Genomic DNA, 18,417 nt, shown 5'->3' on the forward strand with positions numbered 1-18,417 from the left:
CAGGCGATCCCGTGCCAGTTCCGATACTCAAGCAAGGCACATTCCTCATTGCGTCGGTTCAGTCCGCACTGACCGACGCCGATACCGAGCGCCTCCAGGACGACCTGATGAAGCAGGTCAGCAAATATCGAGCGCACGGGATCATTGTCGACGTCACAGCGATCGATGTGATGGATTCTTTCGCGGCGAGATCGCTGCGTACCATCGCGCATATGACGCAGCTCCGCGGAGCCGAAACAGTCATCGTCGGGCTGCAACCCGAAGTCGCGTTCGCCATGGTGCAACTCGGGCTCACGTTCGAAGACATGCACACTGCCCTCGATCTCGAAGAGGGCCTCGCCTGGTTGAATCGCAAGACCCCGGCCCGTCGCCAGCGAGATGGTCGTGACAGTGGCCGCTGAGAACTTGGTGATCGCGGTCAGGGTGTCCGGTGACATCGTGATCGCACGACAGGCCGGACGTGAACTGGCAGCCAAGCTCGGATTCTCCCTGACCGATCGAACGATGATCTCGACAGCTATCTCCGAGATTGCACGCAACATCACCAGTTACGCAGGCAGCGGCGAGATCCGGCTGCTCGTGAACGACCGAGAGGGTCGTCAGGCGCTGGTGGTTCAAGCCGAGGACCAGGGGCCCGGCATCGTAGATATCGCCCGTGCGCTCGACGACGGCTACTCGACCGGACGCGGCCTCGGTCTCGGGCTGCCCGGCGCGCGCCGCTTGATGGACCGCCTGATCATCGACTCGGCACCCGGGCGCGGCACGTTGATCGAGATGTGGAAGTGGGTACCCAACGGTGCATGAGGACGGCTTCATCGGCCGAATCGAGTGGGCGGTGGCGGGGCGCGCGCTGCCAGGCCAACAGGTTTCCGGTGACCGCTGCGTGGTCCTCGATACGGGTAACGGCACCGTACTCTTCGCTGTCCTCGACGGTCTCGGACACGGGGCCGCCGCCGCGGACGCCTCCGATCGCGCCGCGCAGATACTCGCGGAAAACCGCGCGGAACCACTGGATGTCCTGATGGTGCTTTGCCATCGTGCGATGGCCGAAACCCGTGGCGCGGCAGTATCTCTGGCACTATTCGGCGACGGGGACACGATGCGTTGGCTCGGGGTCGGAAATGTCGACTCCCAGGTACTGACCCGCGCACCCGTCGGGCTGAAGGTCCGCGCGACGGTGCTGCTGACCGGCGGTATCGTCGGCTATCGGCTACCGCAGACCCTGCAACCGCAGACCGTCGCGGTGCGCCCTGGCGACCTACTATTGATGTCCACCGACGGCATCGTCATCGATTCCACCGATTGCATCGATCTGTCGAAGTCCACCGCCGACATCACCGCCGACATCCTCGCCAAGCACGCCAAGGACACCGACGACGCTCTAGTGCTCGCCGCCCGCCACCGGGGCGGCCCGCCGGATGTGATGTCATGACCGCTGCGCTCGCCGCATTTCTGGACGCCTACGCGGATGCGCTGCGGCGACACTTGGATTCGCCGACGCAAGCAGGCCTCGCCGAGGGCTACGACCTCGGCCGCCGCGCCCTCGTCGAGGGCATCAGCCTGCTCGACCTCACCGAGAACCATTTCCGCGTCGTGCAGGCCGCTGAGCAGCCCGCCGACGACAAGGACGCCAAGCTCGCCGAGACGGCTCTGGAATTCCTCCTGCAGACCCTCGCCGCGCTGGATATCGCCACCCGGGGGTTCCTCGACGGCAATCGCCGTTACGAGCAGCAGCGTTCCCGCGCAGACGATCTCGCGGGCCGCGACGCTTTCCGCACCGCTCTTGTCGAGTCACTGCAGGATGGCTTCTTCGTTGCCGATTCGCACGGCACCATTGTCGAGGTCAATTCCGCCTTCGGCGCGCTGACCGGGTACGGTGCCGCCGACATCCCCTTCCCGCTGCCGCATCCGTGGTCGATGCCGCAGGGACCGCGCTACCCCGACCTCGGTACCGAGGCACAGCGTTTCGTCATTCCGGTCCAGCATCGCGACGGCCGTGTGGTCTGGCTCGCGGTGAGCACGAGCGCACTGATCAAGCCGGAGAACAACGAACAGATCTTCGTCGGCACCATCCGCGATGTGACTGCCGAACACGACGCCCAGGCCCGCGATCAGGCCGCCTCCCGGCTGGCCACTGCCGTCGGTGCGGCAACCACCGTTGTCGAGGTGCTCGCCGTCGGACTCGACGAGCTGCGACGCACCGTCGGTGCCGAGACGGCGGTGGTTTCGGTCTGGCCGAGCCGCACCACCGGCCCCGAGGTCTATGTCTCCGGCGGCGCGCAGTTCGCGGAGCGCTCCGCGAACACCAGCGATATCGTGCCCGTCGGCGACGCGATACGACCATCGATGCCCGACAGTGCCGCGCTCGACGCACGCGCGCGGGCACTGCTCGAAAGGGCACGGCGCAGGCCGGGCCGCAGCCTGATCGCGATCCCGGAGGGCACCGACAGCTCCGAGGGCATCGTGGCCCCGCTGGGCGAAACAGGCGATGCCGCACTGTGGTTGCGCTTCGCGACGCCACGCGCGATCAGCGCCGCGGACTGGACATTGTTCTCCCTGCTGATCGGTCACCTGAGCGTCGCGGTGCAGCGAGCGCGCAACTTCGATCAGGCGCGCTCCACCTCTTTGACTTTGCAGCGGGCCATGCTCGGTCCGATCGAGCTGCCGCCGCGATTCTCGGTGCACTACGAACCCGCGTTGCCGCCATTGGAGATCGGCGGCGACTGGTACGACGTGGTGCCGTTGCGAGACGGGACGATCGGCATCGTCGTCGGCGACTGTGTAGGGCGCGGCCTCTCCGCCGCCGTCGTCATGGGCCAATTGCGTACGGCCGCACAGACTTTGCTCCTCGGCGGCGCCGGTCCCGCGCAGTTGCTCGCCGAACTCGACAACGTCGCGGCGCGCATCCCCGGCGCCATGTGCACCACGGTGTGCGCCGCGGTGCTCGATCCGGTGCGTGGGCTTGTCCGCTACAGCAGCGCCGGTCATATGCCACCGATCCTCGCGGACGTCGGCCAGCCGGGCAGGATGCTGGAGGGCGGCCGATCGGTGCCGCTGGCGACCTTCGAGGTTCCTCGGCGCCCGGAGGCGACAACGGCGCTGACTCCCGGCTCGACGTTGGTGCTTTTCACCGACGGTCTTGTCGAGCATCGCGGTGTCGATATCGATGACAGCTTCGCGAAGATCTGCGCGGTACTGGAGGAAACTCCCGGCAGGCTGCCGCGTGAGGTGGCCGATGCGGTGCTGTCCCGGCTGCGCCCCGCCGCGGGCTACGACGACGACGTCGCCATGGTCGTGTACCGGCAGCCACCCGCTCCGCTGCGATTGGACGTACCGGCCAACCCCGATCAGCTCTCGACGATGCGCCGCAGCCTCAAAGCCTGGCTGGCCGCCGCCGCGGTGCCGCACGACCTCGCCTCGGACCTGATCGCGGCCGCGAACGAGGCGTGCAGCAACAGCATCGAACACGCCTATCGAAACGGCGCGCTGCCCGCCAGCCGCCCCGTGCGGTCCACGGATGTATCGATGGGCCGCGCAACGGGCACGGCGGAGGTGGCCGACGCGGGCCGCGTCGAACTGTCGGCCCAATGCGACACCGAGACAGTCGTCATCTTCGTCGCCGACACCGGAACATGGAAACCGCGATCGGCCGACCCCGGCTATCGCGGCCGTGGCATCGACATGATGCGCGCACTGACCGAGGAACTCGAGATCGATCACGCCGGTCCCGGCACCCGCGTGCGCATGTCGGTCACACTGCCCGCGATCAAATCTCCCGTCGCGAACCCACTTCGCGGCACGCAGCAGCGCCGCATGTCCAGCTGACACCTTCCGCCGACGGTCGGCGGGCAAGCGAGATCTCTGCGGCGAGGTCACGGCGGGGATCATGCACGAGCATGGTCCGAGGCGCTCACCCCCCACCTCGGAGGGGCGTCGCAGATCCCTGCGCGGCACGCGAGGACTTCGCCCGTGCAGCGGCCGGGAGTTGCTCTCGATTCGCGCTATTCGAGGCTGTCGCGTGCGCGTCGTTCAGCCTCCGCGGGTTCTACTTACCGCGGCCGGATGGCTCGCCTGAGTGCGACAGGTCGCCGGTCGAGTCGCTCGGAACAGCCATCACGCGGCGCCACCACGCGTCCAGCGGATTTGGGTCGGGCCAGACAACCGGCACCACCTGCTCGGAATCGTCATCATGCTCAGTTCCGATTTCCTGGACCATCGTCGTCTCCTCAGCAGGCAGGTTCCCCGTGCCGGGACGCCGACGATTTGCGGCAGCCCGGCTCCAATGCATTACCCGGGCCCCGCCAGTGGAATCATTTTCCCGATTATGGGGCGCAACGGGGGGCGCCAGGTCGGACCACATGGGTCCTACACGCCTCCATTCTAGATCAGCATCCGGAGAAAGTACGGCGATGTGATGAACGCGGACAACATAATCCGACATTTAGCCGCATGCACGCACCGATGTGCTTACACTCGCCGCCGGTTCCGAGATGCCGTCGCGATCGAGTCCGAGTCTGTTCGCTCGCAGGCCGTCTCGCTCAGCCGTCGGTAGTGAACTGGGCGCGTTTGTAGTCGCCGAACGGTTCGTCGCGGTCGGCGACGGCGGCGCGGAAGCCCGCCTCGCCGGCGCGCTGCTGAAATGCGTAGCCCTCGCGGGTGTGCCTGGAGATGCCGTCGAAGACGGTGCTGATCATGGCCGAGTTGGTGACGCCCTGTGCGTGCAGCGCGCTGTTGAGGGCGAGCTTGACCATCATCAGCTGGTTGATCGGCATGCGGGCGATACGTTCGAGGAGGTCCTCGGTGCGCTCGTCGAGTTCGGCGGCCGGTGGCGCTTCGACGGCGAGACCCCATTCTTCGGCTTGCTTGCCCGAGAGGCAGTCGCCGGTGAGCAGCAGTCGTTTGGCGCGTTGGTCACCGAGCCGGTGTGCCCACATGCCAGCGGCGGGCACGCCCCAGACGCGGGTGGGCGGGTAACCGATCTTGGTGTCGTCGGCGCAGATGATCTGATCCGCGTAGAGCGCGATGTCGGTGCCGCCCGCCACGCAGAATCCGTGCAGTTTCGCGACGGTCGGTTTGTTCGCGTGCAGCAGGCTGGCGAAGCCGCGGTTGAAGCGGCTCATCATCGCGTAATCGACCATCGGATCCCATGCCGAGGCGGGATTGTGATTGCGCGCCTGCACGATCGGATCGAGAACGGTGCCGGACGTGGTGTCCTCGGCGGCGCGGTCCTCTTCGTGCCCGAAGGCGTTTTCACCGAACGCGGTCAGGTCGTACCCGCCGCAGAATCCCTTGCCACGTCCGGACACGAGGATGACATGCACCCGCGGATCGAGGTCGGCGAGTTCGACGGCGTCGGCGAGTTCGGTGGGCGTATCCCAGGTGATCGAGTTGCCGTAGGCGGCCCGGTCGAAGGTGATCCGCGCGATACGGCCGGTCACCTCGTAGGTCAATGTGCGGTAGCGCGAGCCGCGATCGACAGGGGCAGGGCGCTTCGCGAACAGCGAGTCGTCGCCCTCGGTCCAGCTCCTTGTCCATGCTGCTCCGTGAGTTGCGTTGTCGGACACAGGTTCTCCCTCGCACGATAGGTCACCGTCGATGACCGTACAGGCCACCGACATCCATCTACTGAACGGTGTTCATAATAATGAACATAGATCACGACTGTAGCGTGAGCGGCCGTACCGCAAAAGGAGAAGATGATGGTGGACCCGAGCCGGGCCGAGCGCCGCGATGCGGTGAACGAGCTGAAGCGCACGATCATCCTCGACGCCGCGCTGGGCATCTTCGAGGCCGAAGGTCTTCAAGGCGCGAGCATGCGCGCGATCGCCAAGGCCGCTGGCTACACCCCCGGCGCGATCTACGCCTACTTCCCGAGCAAGGAGCACATCTACGCCGCGGCGCTCGGCGAGTCCCTCGCCCGGCTGCGCGCAGCCACCGAGGTGGCCACCCGCTCAGGCACCGCGACCGCGCGATTCATCGCGGCGGGATCGGCGTTCTTCGACTTCTACGACACCAACCCCCGCGACCTGGACCTCGGCTTCTACCTGTTCCGCGGCGGAATCCGGCCACATGGCCTTTCCGAGGAACTCAACTCCGAACTCAATCTCGAGCTGCTCGCCGCCCTCGACCCCCTGAGCCGCGCTGCCCTCGATTCCGGAGCAGACACCGACCGAGCGCGAAAACTGACCGCCGACGTACTGGCCCACGCCTCCGGCCTGATCCTGCTCGCCCACACCGGCCGCCTCGGCCTGTTCGACCTCGATGCCCACTTACTGATGCAAGATCACCTGCGCGCGCTGGCGGAGAAGCTGGGTCCGCACGACTGACGCACGACCAGCCCCCATCGCCAGCGCGCAACCAGATCGCCCGATCTTTCGGCGGACATGCGCAGCCGACTCGCAATCGTCAGTCGCACACCGCCCCGTACGACGCCGACCCGACCAGCTTCGAGTACTTCGCGAGCACGCCGCGGGTATAGCGGGGCGGCAACGGTTCCCAGCCATCGCGGCGGCGGTCGAGCTCGGCCGGATCAACCAGCAGGTCGAGGGTGCCCGCGCCGACGTCGAGTCGGATCTGGTCACCGTCACGCACGAAGGCGATCGGGCCGCCGTCGACCGCTTCCGGGGCGACGTGCCCGACGCAAAGGCCCGTGGTGCCACCGGAGAACCTGCCGTCGGTGAGCAGCAGCACGTCCTTGCCGAGGCCGGCACCCTTGATGGCCGCGGTGATCGCCAGCATCTCGCGCATACCCGGACCGCCCTTGGGTCCCTCGTACCGGATCACCACCACATCGCCCGCCGCGATGGTGCCGTCTTCCAGCGCGTCCATGGCCGAGCGCTCGCGGTCGAAAACCCGTGCGGTGCCTATGAATACATCGGAGTCGAAGCCCGCGGATTTGACCACCGCACCGCCGGGTGCGAGGGAGCCGTCGAGAATGGTGATGCCGCCGGTCGGGTGGATCGGCGAGGTCATGGCCCTGACCACTTTGCCGTCGGGGTCCGGCGGCGCGATCGCGGCCAGGTTCTCCGCGACGGTCCGCCCTGTCACGGTCAGGCAGTCGCCGTGCAGGAGCCCAGCATCCAGCAGCGCCTTCATCATCACCGGTACGCCACCGATTCGGTCCACATCGGTCATCACGTGCCGCCCGAAGGGTTTGACGTCGGCGAGGTGCGGGACCCGGCGACCGACGCGGGCGAAATCCTCCAGCGTCAGTGCGACATTCGCGTCATGCGCGATCGCCAGCAGATGCAGCACCGCATTGGTGGATCCGCCGAACGCCATCACCACCGCGATCGCGTTCTCGAAGGCTTCTTTGGTGAGGATGTCGGCGGTGGTGATCCCGCGCCGCAACAACTCCACCACGGCCTCGCCACTGCGCCGGGCGTAGCCGTCGCGCCGCCGGTCGGTCGCGGGCGGCGCGGCGCTACCCGGCAGCGACATCCCCATGGCCTCGGCCGCACTGGCCATCGTGTTCGCCGTGTACATACCGCCGCAGGCGCCTTCACCAGGACAGATGGCCCGCTCGATGGCGTCGACGTCCTCGCGGCTCATCAGTCCACGTGAGCACGCGCCGACCGCCTCGAACGCGTCGATGATCGTCACCTCACGCTCGCTGCCATCGGACAGCTTGGCGATCCCGGGCAGAATCGAGCCCGCATACAGGAACACACTCGCCAGATTCAGCCTGGCCGCGGCCATCAACATCCCCGGCAGGGACTTGTCGCATCCGGCGAGCAGCACCGACCCGTCGAGGCGCTCGGCCTGCATCACCGTCTCGACACTGTCGGCGATCACCTCACGCGACACCAGGGAGAAATGCATGCCCTCGTGCCCCATGGAAATGCCATCGGACACCGAGATGGTCCCGAACTCCATCGGATAACCACCCCCGGCGAACACGCCCTCCTTGCTGGCCTTCGCCAGCCGGTCCAGCGACAGGTTGCACGGTGTGATTTCGTTCCATGAGGAGGCGACGCCGATCTGGGACTTCCCCCAGTCATCGTCCCCCATCCCGACCGCCCGCAACATCCCGCGAGCAGCGGTCTTCTCCAGTCCGTCGGTGACGTCGCGGCTGCGTGGCTTGATATCGGGGCCATTCGAATCATTGGACACGGCGCCCATCATCCTCCCACCTGATCTCCCGCAACCGCCGACCACGCCGATCCGGCCACAGTCGGTCTGCCCCTAGCCGAGCAGCGCTCGGTGCTCGAGGTCGGTCGCGTACTTGGCGATGAGTTGCGCTGATAAGTGCGGGATGTCATTGTCCGCGCCGATCCGCACCCTCTGTACCGCGGTCTGGAATACCTCGGCAGGGACGGCCGAGCCGACAAGGGGACGGTCGGGGTGGATGTATGCGTGCAGCAGGGGCAGCACCGATGCCTGGCGTTGCTTCTCCGGCAGTGCACGCAGTGCGGTGCCGAAGCGGTCGAACCAGTCGCGGTAGTCGGCGATGCGCTGGATCGGGTGGCCGGATTCGATGAGCCAGTCCACCACGTTGTCGAGGGATATGCCGTCGTCGTTGGGGTTGACCACGTCGAACGTGTGGAAGCCCGCGGTGCCGAGGGCGCCGAGGGTGGTGATGGCCTCTGCGGTGAAGTCGGCGGGTAGGCCGTCGTAGTGGGCGCGGCTGCGGGTGCCGTCGGAGTGGGTTCGGTAGAAGGAGAACGGCGCGATGCCGGTGGCGACCAGGCTCAGCAGGAGGCGGGTGAACATGTCCGGCACATTGAGCTGCCCGCGGTAGCGGCTGTGCGCCAGGATCATGTCCGAGCGGAAGACCGTGACCGGCAGGCCGCACAGGTCGTTGGCTTCGCGCAGCAGCACCTCCCCCGCCCACTTGCTGTTGCCGTAGCCGTTGGCGTAGCTGTCGTCGATGACGCGTACCGGGCTGAAATCGCGGATGTCGCCGTCCTCGTCGAACAGCGCCGGGTCGACCTGTGCGGCGACGCCCACCGTCGAGAGATAGGTGACCGGCTTGAGACGGGTGGTGATCGCGAGACGAATTACCTCGGCGGTGCCGACTACGTTCGGCCCGAACAGCTGGCTGTAAGGGAGTACGTGATTGACGAGAGCGGCCGGGTGGACAATCAGATCTACGTTGTCCGCCAACCGATTCCAGGTGGCTTTATCCAGACCGAGGTCCATCTCACCGATATCCCCGGCGAGTACTTCCAAGCGTCGTGCGGCCAGGTCCTCGAAGTGCTCGACCAACCCCGGGTCGCCGCTGTCGAAGGCGTCGGCGAGGCGCTTGCGGGCGGCCCCGGCGTCGCTGCCGCGCACGACGCAGATCAGCGTGCCGCCCGACTTGTCCAGCCGCTCCAGCCATTCCAGGCACAGGAAGCGGCCGAGGTAGCCGTTCGCGCCGGTCAACAGCACCGTCCCGGTGACGCCGTCGGGCGCGGGCAATCTCTCCGCGGCGCTCGAGGTCCGCGCATCGATGAACTTGTCCAGCGTCAGGTCACCGGCGTTCACCTGCGACCCGTCGAGGCCGTGCACCGAGATGGGTGTGGGGCGGTGCACGTTGGAATTGCGTTCCCTTTCCACGTAATCGGCGAGGTCACGCAACCCGTTCGCGGGGCTGATGACCACACCCACCGGAACCTCCACTTCGAAGATGTCCTGGAGCAGGTTCGAAAACGACAGCGCGGAAAGGGAATCGCCGCCGAGCTCCGTGAAGTGTGCGTCCGGTCGCAAATCTGTTGTCGCGCAACCGAGCAGGGTGTGCGCGGCCCGGCCGATCGTCTCCAGCACCGGCAGCTCTGCCGCAGTGTTGCGCAGGCTGAGCAACTCGTTCGCCTGCCCCTCGGCCATATCGGTGTACAGCTGCTCGAGTCGGGCACCGTAGCGCGCTTTGAGATTGGGCCGCAACAGCTTACCGGCACCGGAGAGCAGGCCGTTTTCGATCGTGAACGGCTCGGTCTCGATCAGGAAATCGCGTGGGATCTCGTAGGAGTTGAGACCGCTGTTGCCGGCGATCCGCCGCAACGACGCGGCGATCGCGGCCTTCCGCCGGTCGGCTTCGATGTTCTGCGCCTCCGCGGTGGGCACCACCACCGCGAGCACGTACGCGCGCTCACTGCTGCCGTAGACGAAGATCTGCCCGACCAAGGGGCTGGCCGCGTAGACGGCCTCCAGATGGGAAACGGCGACGAACTCCCCCTGCGACAGCTTCAGCACATTATTGCGGCGATCAACATAGACCAGCTGATCGGGCCCGATCTCGGCCATGATGTCGCCGGTCTTGTAGTAGCCGTCGTCGTCGAAGATCTGTGCGGTGACCTCGGGTCGCTTGTAGTACCCGGGGATAATCGTCCGCGTCTTCAACAGGAGCTCACCGCGCGGATGCGGTTGGTCGGTGCGGAAATACCCGAGCTCGGGGACGTCGACGAGCTTGTAGTCGAGCACCGGCGGACGGCACAGCTGGTTGTCGACCAGCACGCCACCCGCTTCGGTGGATCCGTACCCGTCGCGCAACTCGACATCCATGAACGATTCCATGAAGGTCTTCAATTCCACGGACAGCGGTGCGGAGGCGACGGAGGCGGAAACGACCCGGCCGCCGAGAAAGTCTTGGCGCAGTTCGGCTTTCACCTGCTGCTCGTCGGCGATATCCGGTGCGGCGCGGCGGTCCAGCTCGCTCTGATAACGCTGGAACACCATGTCGCACACGCGAGGCACGAACATCACCTCCGTCGGACGCACCAGGCCGAGGTCCTCGAACAGGGTCGACATATCGCTTTTCGCCGCGAAATAGGCGGTGCCGCCCCGGGCGAGAATCCCGGACAGGGTGAGACGTCCGGCGAGGTGGCTCATCGGCAGATAGTTCAGACCGATCGCGGGCACCGTTGCCGAGTCGAACCAGGCCGTCGTCGCCAGCCAGATGTCGGCGGCCAGCCGCTCGGTGTACATGGCCCCTTTAGGAGTGCCGGTGCTTCCTGAGGTGTAGATGAGCAGCGCAAGCGTGTCATCGTCGGCGACGGGGACGAACAGAGGCGCGGGCGGCACCTTGCTTCCGCGGGCACGTACCGAATCCAGCGATTCGGGGGCGACCGAGCTACCGGCTTCCGCGAGCCGTGTCCGCGCCGATTCGAACGCCTCACGGTGACCGTCGTCGTCGGGGTGGTAGTCGAAGACGACGAGACCCTCCGTCGCCGACCCGGCAAGCAAGCAGTCGACAGCCACGTCGAGCAGCTCCGGCGTCGCGGCCAGAACTCGAGGGGCGGTCTCGGCGATGATCGCCTTCAACTGACTGCGCGCGGCTCCCGCCTGTAGCGGCACCGCTACCGCGCCGAGCTGTGCGCATGCCAGATCGAGAGTGGCGTAGTCGCTACTGGTGAAGCCGATCATGGCGACGAAATCGCCTGCGCGCACGGGATGTTCGACGTCGTGATGCCACGCGGCCGCCACCGCACCGACCCGCTCCCCCAGCTCACGGTAGGTAATCGTCTCGAACCTCGGCAGCAACCGAAGCGTCCGCCGACCCGCCGCATCGGTCGTGAACTCGAAGGCCCGCTGCCCGAGCGCGGGTCGATCCGCGTAACCGTCGAGGACCGTCGCGATAATCTCCGCGGACCGCAGCCCTGGACGCCGCAGCGCCGCACTGATCTCCTTCGATGGTTCGGCGTCCCGAACCTGCGGATCACCGGCATACAACTCGGCAATGCGCCGATCACGTCGTACCGCTGGAGTATCGATCGACATGGTCAAGCCTCCCTTGGTCGTATAACGCGCACACGAGAGCCCGAGACCGTAGGAAACGGCTGACGTCGGCAAGGAATCGAACATCCTGGCGCACAACCGATAACAAGCCGACGATACAAGCCGCGGGCGCAACCACACCGGCAGCCGGGAAATCGACGTCACGCACGGAGGCAGCCAACAGACTCTCCTCTATCGAACGGTAGTTAGTACAGGTAACTACCCTTCCGGTATACACCCACAGCACCCATGTTTGATGTGACTCGCATCTCACCCCATTGTGCGCCGCAGCTGGTCCGACACACTGGTGCGGGCGGGTCGGATCCGGCCGGACTCGTCCCGCCGGCAGAATTAGCGGTGCTGCTGAGGGCGCGCACCTGCGGCACGAGACAGCTCGGGGCAAGTCGCGGCCCCCGCACAACCCGGGCGGTAGAGTACGACGGCATGAAATCCCGCAGGCGCACACAGATGTTGCAGGTTTGCTGCACGTTTTGTGTCAGTACAGCGAAATCGGGCGATACATGGCAGATTGTGAAGATGTGACCAACACTTCCGGAGACGCGTATCCCCTCGCGGACACGATGACCACCACGGTGACGACGCCCGACGGCGCAACTGTGCTCACGGTGTCCGGCGAGGTCGACCTGGCAACAGCGCCCGCGCTGGAGGCCGCCATCGAGGGCATTCTCGGTGGAAAACCGGCGGCCCTGATCATCGACCTGACCGCGGTCAGTTTTCTCGCCTCCGCGGGCATGGCCGCACTCGTCGGCGCGCATCAGCGGGCCGGGGCCTCGACGGCGATCGCCGTCGTCGCCGACGGCCCCGCAACCAGTCGCCAACTGAAGATGACCAGTCTGGATCAGGTGTTCGCGCTGCATTCCACCCTGGACAACGCGCTGGCCTCGTTCCGCTGATCCCGAAGGCGCGCAGCGCCGCTCGCTGCGGTGGGCCGTGGAATGCTCGCAGTCGTGGAAGATCACGGCGTGCATGACACCGTCCGCCGCAGCTCATCCGCCATTACCCACCGCTCGGCTCGCCGGGCCGCCCCGGCGAGCCGAGCGGGATCTCAGCAGAGTTCGCGCAACTGCTCGATCAGCTTGACCCGCTCGGCGGGTGTCGCGGCCATCGGAACGACATTGAGGACCGTGACACCCGCCTCGCGGAAAGCGGCGACCCGTTCCTTGACGTAGCCGGCGGGGCCGACGAGTGAGATGTCGCGCACCAGGTCGTCGGGAACGACCTTGGCCGCCTCCTCCTTCTTGCCCGCCAGGTACAGCTCCTGGATGCGGTCGGCCTCGGCGCCGTAGCCATACTTGGTGGCCAGGGCGTGGTAGAAGTTCTTCCCCTTGGCGCCCATGCCGCCGATGTACAGCGCGAGATGTGGCTTTACGAATTCCAGCAGCGGCGTGACGTTTTCACCGATCGCCAGTGCGGGTCCGGCATACACGTCCAGCGTGCCGAGGGCCGGATCACGCTTGGCCAGACCGGCGTCCAGCGATTCACCCCAGATTTTCTCGGCCTTCTCAGGCACGAAGAAAATCGGCTGCCAGCCCTCGGCGATCTCCGCGGCCAGCTGCACGTTCTTCGGGCCGAGCGCGGCCAGCAGCACCGGAATGCGTTCGCGCACCGGGTGATTGATCAGCTTGAGCGGCTTGCCCAAGCCGGTGCCCTCGTCGGCGGGCAGCGGGATCTTGTAGTACTTGCCGTCGTACTCCAGCCGCTCGCGACGCCATACCTTGCGGCAGATCTCCACCAGTTCCCTGGTGCGCCCGACAGGAGAGTCATAGGAGACACCATGGAATCCCTCGATCACCTGCGGGCCCGAAGCGCCGAGGCCGAGCACGAAACGGCCGTCGGAGACGTGGTCCAGGCCTGCCGCGGTCATCGCGGTCAGGCTGGGGGTGCGGGTGTAGATCTGCAGGATGCCGGAGGCCAGCTGCAAACGCGTGGTCTTGGCGGCCAGGTAGCCCAGCGCGCTGACGGCGTCGAAGGAGTACGCCTCGGGGACGAAGACGATGTCGAGGCCGGCCTGTTCGAGGTCGGCCACTTCCGCCGCTGCCTCTTTGAAACCGCCCGAGTAGTTGATGCCCAATCCGATCCGCATAGCACTCAACATAACCGCAGCTACGGACCGGGCGCGCACCGGCCACCCGGCCGCTAGCGGTAGCGTATTCGCCGTAGTTCCCCCGTTGTCGCCGCAGGAAAACGAAAGGCCACCCGCCGTGTCGCAGCCACCCACCTCGTCCAAGGAAACTGCACCTTTTTTCGGCGGGGTCACGCTTGCGCAGTACCTGACGGAGTTGGCCGCGAAGGTCCCCGCACCAGGCGGTGGCGCGGTCGCCGCACTGCATGCCGCCCAGGGCGCCGCACTGGTGGCGATGGTCGCCCGCTACACCACCCGCGCCAAGGATGCCGATCACCGGCCGGTCATCGACCGCATCATCGAGGCCGCCGACGCCGCGCGTGACCGCGCACTCGCACTCGCCGATGCCGACGCCGAGGCGTTCACCGCCGTCGGCGCCGCCTACAAGCTGCCGAAGAACACTCCGGAAGAGGTTGCCGAGCGCACCGAGGCGATCGCCGCCGCACTGATCCAGGCCGCGCGGGTACCCGCCGCCGTCATCGACGAGGCCGACGAGATCCTGTCACTGGCCGCGGAGCTGCTCCCGATCGGAAACCCGAACGTGGTCACCGATATCGGTGCCGCCGCCGATGCCGCGCGTGCGGCCGCTACCAGTTCTCAGCTCAATATCGAGATCAACGTCGCCTCCCTCAGCGCCGCGCAGGGCGATCGCTTCGCCCCCATGCTGATCCGGGTCGAGGAAATCACGGCGCGCGCCGACGGCCTGCATGCCGACGTGCTGCACGCCGTCCGTGGCTGACCGATAGACCAGCGAAAGAAGAGGGTTTCCGCACCGTAATGAAGGGTATGGCCGAAATATAAGCGGACACCGAGGTCCGTGTGTCGACGCCGGATTCGACCGTTTGGTGACGCGGAACACTGAAGGCGGATCCGAGCGGATTCTCGATGTCTATCAGCAGGGCTCGATCATCGTCTGCGGAAGCGAAACCCGTAGGCAGGGGCCGTTATTGATTCGGTACCCCGTGTTGATCATGAAGTCCTAGAATGAATTTCTGCCACCACACCATCTAGAAGGGGTGGACGCCATGAGGAGCATACTCAGATATTTGTTCCTCGCGACCATGGTTTCGGCTTTGGCCGCGTTCGGGTCCGGAACGGCATTCGCGACATCGATCGGAACACCATCGGCTGCCTCGGTCGCGGCGGTCACGCCATCGGCCGGCCAAGTGGTCGGCATCGCTCATCCGGTGACAATCCAGTTCACGGCTGCGGTCGTGGACCGCGCACGCGCCGAACGAGCTATCGACATCAAGTCCACCCGATCACTCGCAGGCACCTTCGCTTGGACGAACGACCGCGAAGTGACGTGGACGCCAACGGGATTCCTGCCTGCCCGCTCGCCGATCTCCGTTCGAATAGGCAGCGCACGAACGGAATTCAGAACCAACGTCGGCGTGATAGCCGATGGAAATATGTCCAACCACACCTTCACCGTCACCGTCGGCGGCGGCGCACCGCGCGTCATGCCCGCATCGATGGGCAAGCCCGGCCGCGAAACACCGAGCGGCACCTTCCCCATCCTCGAGCAGTTCCGTTCCATCGTGTTCGACTCTCGCACCATCGGCATCCCACTCAACTCGTCCGAGGGCTACCTGCTCAATGGCGAATATGCCGAACGCCTCACCTGGGGAGGCGTTTTCGTCCATTCGGCCCCCTGGTCGGTCGATTCCCAAGGCTATGCCAATGTCAGCCACGGCTGCATCAACCTGTCTCCTGACGACGCCGCCTGGTACTACGAGATCGCGAGCATCGGCGACCCGGTCAGCATGCACTGGTAGACCTGGCGCGCTCCCCGCCTCCTGACCCGCGATACGGTCGATGCGAATCGTCGGCCACGAGCGGGGAATCAGCTGTCCATGCGCGAGTTCGATATTCGAACACATTGCGACACGGCCGAAGTCGAATTCCACCGGCTGTGGGGCCCCTGGGCGGTGGTACCCGTAGTTCCCTGAGCACGACTGCTGAGGCTGATCGGAGGACCGGCCGGACCCGTTCGCTTGCAATGCGTTCGGCGCACAGTATCCTCCGGAACTACGGAGTGGGGACGAACCCGAGGGTATGAGCTGGTGAAGGTGGGGCAATGGATCAACCGGACATGAGAGGCCGGCCCGAGGGGCCCTACGGCGGCGACCGGTCAGGTTGGATCTATCCTCCCGCCGAACCCGAGCCGCCACACGCTCAGGACTACGGCAACTATGACGATGATCGTTTTGCGCGCCTGATCGATCGGTCTCGAGTGCGGCGGCGGTGGTATCAGCTCCCGAAGGACAGTCGGCGTTGGCTGCCTGCCCTGCTCGGTTCGCTCGCGGCTGTGACACTGCTGTCCGCGGCCCTTGTTCAGTTCCGCGGCGATCCGGCACCAACCGCGGCGTCCAGCCCGACCGACGTCCCCGCCTCGGCCACCATTCCTGCCACCCAGTGCCCTTCCGAAGAAGTCGGCAACCGGATCCAAGGCAACGGCGCGGGCGGCGGCGACTCCGGCCCGGCCGTGATTCTCGCCTTCCAATACGCCTACTACGTGACACGCTCCAGCGAGCAGGCTCGCGCTGTCGTTGCTCCCGACGCAGCCGTCTCCTCTCCCGCCGACATCCAACACGGCATCGACACCATTCCCGTGGGCACCACGCACTGCGTCACCATCACCCCTGGCGCCTCTGTGGGCCAGTACCTCGTCCAGATAAGCGAACAGCGTCCGAATGCGCGATCGGTGGCCTACAACGCCCAGTTGGTCACCACCGCCCGCGCGGACGGCAAGACGCTCATCACTGGGATCAGCGCGGCCCAGTAGTCACGGCGCTGCCCGTCTTCGCGCTCGAGTATCTCGACGACAGGGTGTCGGCGTTGCGGGAGCTGCGGCGGGTGCTGCGGCCGGACGGCGCGCTGGTGCTCTCACGGCTGCATCCCACCGGTGACTGGATGCGGCACGGCGGCAGCTGTTTTACGCCGCGCCGGCCGGTCAAACGCAGTATTCGCAAGTTCCGTTGGCAGGAAGCTGAATAAAACAATGAGCGCACACCGTCGCGCGCGTGGGTTGCGGCTTGACCTCGACCTGCACGGTGGCGCTTGCCGAACGGCGGCGGGTTGTCGCCTTCGGAGTGAGCGGCGGCGGGGTGGCGATGTCGGCGGGCATTTCGGCGCCGTAGTGGCGATAGCACTGCCAGCGGGCGTAGGCGGCATGCAGCTCGAGGTCGTCCGGAATCGGCAGCCCGGCGAGCTCGAGCACGTATTTGTAGGTGTCGCCAACGGTATGGTTCTGCCGTACGCACAGCGCGATGAGCGGCGGCTCGCCCGCATTGTCGCAGCGCCGGGCGATCTTGCGCAGAATGGCGTCCATCCAGGTACGCGTCGGCGCTTCGGTATGTACGCCCGACACTTCCTGGACCCGCACTGCCAGCGCGTTGACAGTGATGAAATGCCCATATCCGGTGGCGATCTCGGATAGTTCCGCGTGCGCGGCCAACGCCCACGCCACCGTCGCCTCACGCAACGGCACCGCAACACCGTCACCCGCCCGCCATGCTGCTGCCGCCGTCTCTACGGAATTCCTCATCACCTGACCAAGCTATCGCGAGATCGCACTGACAAACGAATTCGGCAATCGTTCACCGTGCGGCCATCCGGCGGCGCACGGCGGGTGTCGACCGACCGCGGCGATGTCGGTAAGCCGCGGCGGCACATACCGTTCGGTCCCCGGTAGGCTCCTCCAAGGGAATCGCCGTCCGCAGCGACGCCCGCGCAGGCGGTGGCGGCCTCCTCGGCCTGCCGACCACCCTGCTCAGCACCCGCGCGACGGCCCTCGTCATCGACGATACCCAAACGGTCGACGCCATCCGCTACTGGACTTCCGACTCCGAACACGTCCTGCTGAACAAGCTGATTCGGTACCGAAGGCCGGGTTCAAGCGGTAGCGGCCCCCGTGGGGACTTTCTGAGTCGAAGCGCGGGTTGTACGTGGGGCATCGGTCCGCCTCGATGACCACGTGGCGGAAATTTATGGGCCATGAGCAGGCTCTTTACGAAGGAGGACGCGTGACCGACACACGCAAGGCGATCCTGGCCGGCGGATGCTTCTGGGGTATGGAGGATTTGATCCGCAAGCAGCCCGGGGTGCTCTCGACGCGGGTCGGCTACACCGGCGGACGCAACGACCATCCCACGTACGGCAATCACCCAGGCCATGCGGAGGCCGTAGAGATCACCTACGACTCGGCGCAGACCGACTACCGGGCGCTACTGGAGTTTCTCTTCCAGATCCACGATCCGACAACCAAGGACCGCCAAGGCAACGACGTCGGTAGCAGCTACCGATCTGCGATCTTCTATCTCGACGACGACCAAAAGCGCGTCGCGCTCGACACCATCGCCGACGTCGACGCCTCGGGCCTGTGGCCGGGCAAAGTGGTCACCGAGGTGACCTCGGCGAGCGATTTCTGGGAAGCCGAGCCCGAGCACCAGGACTACCTACAGCGCTACCCGGACGGCTACACCTGCCACTTCCCGCGGCCGGGCTGGAAGCTGCCGAAGCGGCAGACCACCTCGTCATAGGCCTAGCGATTCGTCGAACGGCCCGACCCGATCCTC

The 18,417-nt window shown here is 66.2% G+C and carries 17 protein-coding genes; 11 read left to right on the forward strand and 6 right to left on the reverse strand.

From position 1 onward, the window contains the following. Window positions 1-11 precede the first annotated feature (11 nt). From ACLMAJ_RS04715 to ACLMAJ_RS04730, 4 genes are read left to right on the forward strand one after another with little or no spacing between them, the layout of a single operon-like run. Entirely contained in the window at window positions 12-401 is a 390-nt protein-coding gene (locus tag ACLMAJ_RS04715) for an STAS domain-containing protein (protein WP_328400287.1), read from the forward strand. Next, the gene (locus ACLMAJ_RS04720) at window positions 379-804 is read left to right on the forward strand and encodes an ATP-binding protein (RefSeq protein WP_412012236.1); all 426 of its coding nucleotides are present in this window, start codon (window positions 379-381) and stop codon (window positions 802-804) included. The genes ACLMAJ_RS04715 and ACLMAJ_RS04720 overlap by 23 nt, the downstream gene beginning before the upstream one ends. Next, entirely contained in the window at window positions 797-1,432 is a 636-nt protein-coding gene (locus tag ACLMAJ_RS04725) for a SpoIIE family protein phosphatase (protein ID WP_412012237.1), read from the forward strand. Before ACLMAJ_RS04720 ends, ACLMAJ_RS04725 begins: the two co-directional genes overlap by 8 nt. Continuing rightward, window positions 1,429-3,825, forward strand: coding sequence for a SpoIIE family protein phosphatase (locus ACLMAJ_RS04730; protein ID WP_412012238.1), 2,397 nt, complete (start codon window positions 1,429-1,431; stop codon window positions 3,823-3,825). The genes ACLMAJ_RS04725 and ACLMAJ_RS04730 overlap by 4 nt, the downstream gene beginning before the upstream one ends. Window positions 3,826-4,045: 220 nt before the next feature. On the opposite strand, the gene ACLMAJ_RS04735 is transcribed toward ACLMAJ_RS04730, so the two are convergent. Continuing rightward, window positions 4,046-4,216 carry a hypothetical protein gene (locus tag ACLMAJ_RS04735; RefSeq protein ID WP_412012239.1) on the reverse strand — a complete coding sequence of 57 codons (171 nt, stop codon included), beginning with the start codon at window positions 4,214-4,216 and terminating at the stop codon, window positions 4,046-4,048. 322 nt (window positions 4,217-4,538) lie between these two features. Beyond that, complete coding sequence (locus ACLMAJ_RS04740; RefSeq protein WP_412012240.1) at window positions 4,539-5,564, reverse strand: crotonase/enoyl-CoA hydratase family protein; 1,026 nt, start codon at window positions 5,562-5,564, stop codon at window positions 4,539-4,541. A 135-nt stretch (window positions 5,565-5,699) separates the two neighbouring features. Between ACLMAJ_RS04740 and ACLMAJ_RS04745 the strand changes: the two genes are divergently transcribed. Next, complete coding sequence (locus ACLMAJ_RS04745) at window positions 5,700-6,326, forward strand: TetR/AcrR family transcriptional regulator (RefSeq protein WP_412012241.1); 627 nt, start codon at window positions 5,700-5,702, stop codon at window positions 6,324-6,326. 79 nt (window positions 6,327-6,405) lie between these two features. On the opposite strand, the gene ilvD is transcribed toward ACLMAJ_RS04745, so the two are convergent. Continuing rightward, a complete protein-coding gene (gene ilvD / locus ACLMAJ_RS04750) occupies window positions 6,406-8,112 on the reverse strand; it encodes a dihydroxy-acid dehydratase (RefSeq protein ID WP_412012242.1) in 1,707 nt (568 codons plus the stop codon). Between the two features lie 72 nt (window positions 8,113-8,184). After that, the gene (gene car, locus ACLMAJ_RS04755; protein ID WP_412012243.1) at window positions 8,185-11,697 is read right to left on the reverse strand and encodes a carboxylic acid reductase; all 3,513 of its coding nucleotides are present in this window, start codon (window positions 11,695-11,697) and stop codon (window positions 8,185-8,187) included. Window positions 11,698-12,275: 578 nt separating this feature from the next. On the opposite strand from car, the gene ACLMAJ_RS04760 reads away from it, so the two are divergent. After that, entirely contained in the window at window positions 12,276-12,608 is a 333-nt protein-coding gene (locus tag ACLMAJ_RS04760) for an STAS domain-containing protein (RefSeq protein ID WP_412012505.1), read from the forward strand. A 152-nt stretch (window positions 12,609-12,760) separates the two neighbouring features. Here the strand turns inward: ACLMAJ_RS04760 and ACLMAJ_RS04765 are convergent, their stop codons facing one another. After that, on the reverse strand, window positions 12,761-13,798 hold the full coding sequence (locus tag ACLMAJ_RS04765; protein WP_412012244.1) for an LLM class F420-dependent oxidoreductase: 1,038 nt from the start codon (window positions 13,796-13,798) through the stop codon (window positions 12,761-12,763). A 118-nt stretch (window positions 13,799-13,916) separates the two neighbouring features. Here ACLMAJ_RS04765 and ACLMAJ_RS04770 point away from each other — a divergent pair, with 118 nt between their 5' ends. The 4 genes from ACLMAJ_RS04770 (at window position 13,917) to ACLMAJ_RS04785 (ending at window position 16,837) form a co-directional block, all read left to right on the forward strand. After that, window positions 13,917-14,576: a cyclodeaminase/cyclohydrolase family protein gene (locus tag ACLMAJ_RS04770; RefSeq protein WP_412012245.1), complete on the forward strand. Its 660-nt coding sequence runs from the start codon at window positions 13,917-13,919 to the stop codon at window positions 14,574-14,576. 286 nt (window positions 14,577-14,862) lie between these two features. Then, complete coding sequence (locus ACLMAJ_RS04775) at window positions 14,863-15,615, forward strand: L,D-transpeptidase (RefSeq protein WP_412012246.1); 753 nt, start codon at window positions 14,863-14,865, stop codon at window positions 15,613-15,615. Between the two features lie 302 nt (window positions 15,616-15,917). Continuing rightward, entirely contained in the window at window positions 15,918-16,625 is a 708-nt protein-coding gene (locus ACLMAJ_RS04780; protein WP_412012530.1) for a DUF8176 domain-containing protein, read from the forward strand. Between the two features lie 8 nt (window positions 16,626-16,633). Continuing rightward, on the forward strand, window positions 16,634-16,837 hold the full coding sequence (locus ACLMAJ_RS04785) for a methyltransferase domain-containing protein (RefSeq protein WP_412012506.1): 204 nt from the start codon (window positions 16,634-16,636) through the stop codon (window positions 16,835-16,837). Here ACLMAJ_RS04785 and ACLMAJ_RS04790 read toward each other — a convergent pair. Beyond that, a complete protein-coding gene (locus ACLMAJ_RS04790; protein ID WP_412012247.1) occupies window positions 16,794-17,387 on the reverse strand; it encodes a hypothetical protein in 594 nt (197 codons plus the stop codon). The genes ACLMAJ_RS04785 and ACLMAJ_RS04790 overlap by 44 nt on opposite strands. Window positions 17,388-17,913: 526 nt before the next feature. Here ACLMAJ_RS04790 and msrA point away from each other — a divergent pair. Next, complete coding sequence (msrA, locus tag ACLMAJ_RS04795; RefSeq protein WP_412012507.1) at window positions 17,914-18,381, forward strand: peptide-methionine (S)-S-oxide reductase MsrA; 468 nt, start codon at window positions 17,914-17,916, stop codon at window positions 18,379-18,381. Window positions 18,382-18,417: the final 36 nt, after the last annotated feature.

Source organism: Nocardia arseniciresistens (genome assembly GCF_046764875.1).
GTDB classification, from domain to species: domain Bacteria; phylum Actinomycetota; class Actinomycetes; order Mycobacteriales; family Mycobacteriaceae; genus Nocardia; species Nocardia arseniciresistens.

What these genes read in the sequence shown, in the direction of transcription:
- ACLMAJ_RS04720 (WP_412012236.1), top strand. Translation starts at nt 379, where the DNA reads ATGGTCGTGACAGTGGCCGCTGAGAACTTGGTGATCGCGGTCAGGGTG.
- ACLMAJ_RS04730 (WP_412012238.1), top strand. Translation starts at nt 1,429, where the DNA reads ATGACCGCTGCGCTCGCCGCATTTCTGGACGCCTACGCGGATGCGCTG.
- ACLMAJ_RS04735 (WP_412012239.1), bottom strand. Translation starts at nt 4,216, where the DNA reads ATGGTCCAGGAAATCGGAACTGAGCATGATGACGATTCCGAGCAGGTG.
- ACLMAJ_RS04745 (WP_412012241.1), top strand. Translation starts at nt 5,700, where the DNA reads ATGGTGGACCCGAGCCGGGCCGAGCGCCGCGATGCGGTGAACGAGCTG.
- car (WP_412012243.1), bottom strand. Translation starts at nt 11,697, where the DNA reads ATGTCGATCGATACTCCAGCGGTACGACGTGATCGGCGCATTGCCGAG.
- ACLMAJ_RS04760 (WP_412012505.1), top strand. Translation starts at nt 12,276, where the DNA reads ATGACCACCACGGTGACGACGCCCGACGGCGCAACTGTGCTCACGGTG.
- ACLMAJ_RS04765 (WP_412012244.1), bottom strand. Translation starts at nt 13,798, where the DNA reads ATGCGGATCGGATTGGGCATCAACTACTCGGGCGGTTTCAAAGAGGCA.
- ACLMAJ_RS04775 (WP_412012246.1), top strand. Translation starts at nt 14,863, where the DNA reads ATGAGGAGCATACTCAGATATTTGTTCCTCGCGACCATGGTTTCGGCT.
- ACLMAJ_RS04780 (WP_412012530.1), top strand. Translation starts at nt 15,918, where the DNA reads ATGGATCAACCGGACATGAGAGGCCGGCCCGAGGGGCCCTACGGCGGC.
- ACLMAJ_RS04790 (WP_412012247.1), bottom strand. Translation starts at nt 17,387, where the DNA reads ATGAGGAATTCCGTAGAGACGGCGGCAGCAGCATGGCGGGCGGGTGAC.
- msrA (WP_412012507.1), top strand. Translation starts at nt 17,914, where the DNA reads ATGGAGGATTTGATCCGCAAGCAGCCCGGGGTGCTCTCGACGCGGGTC.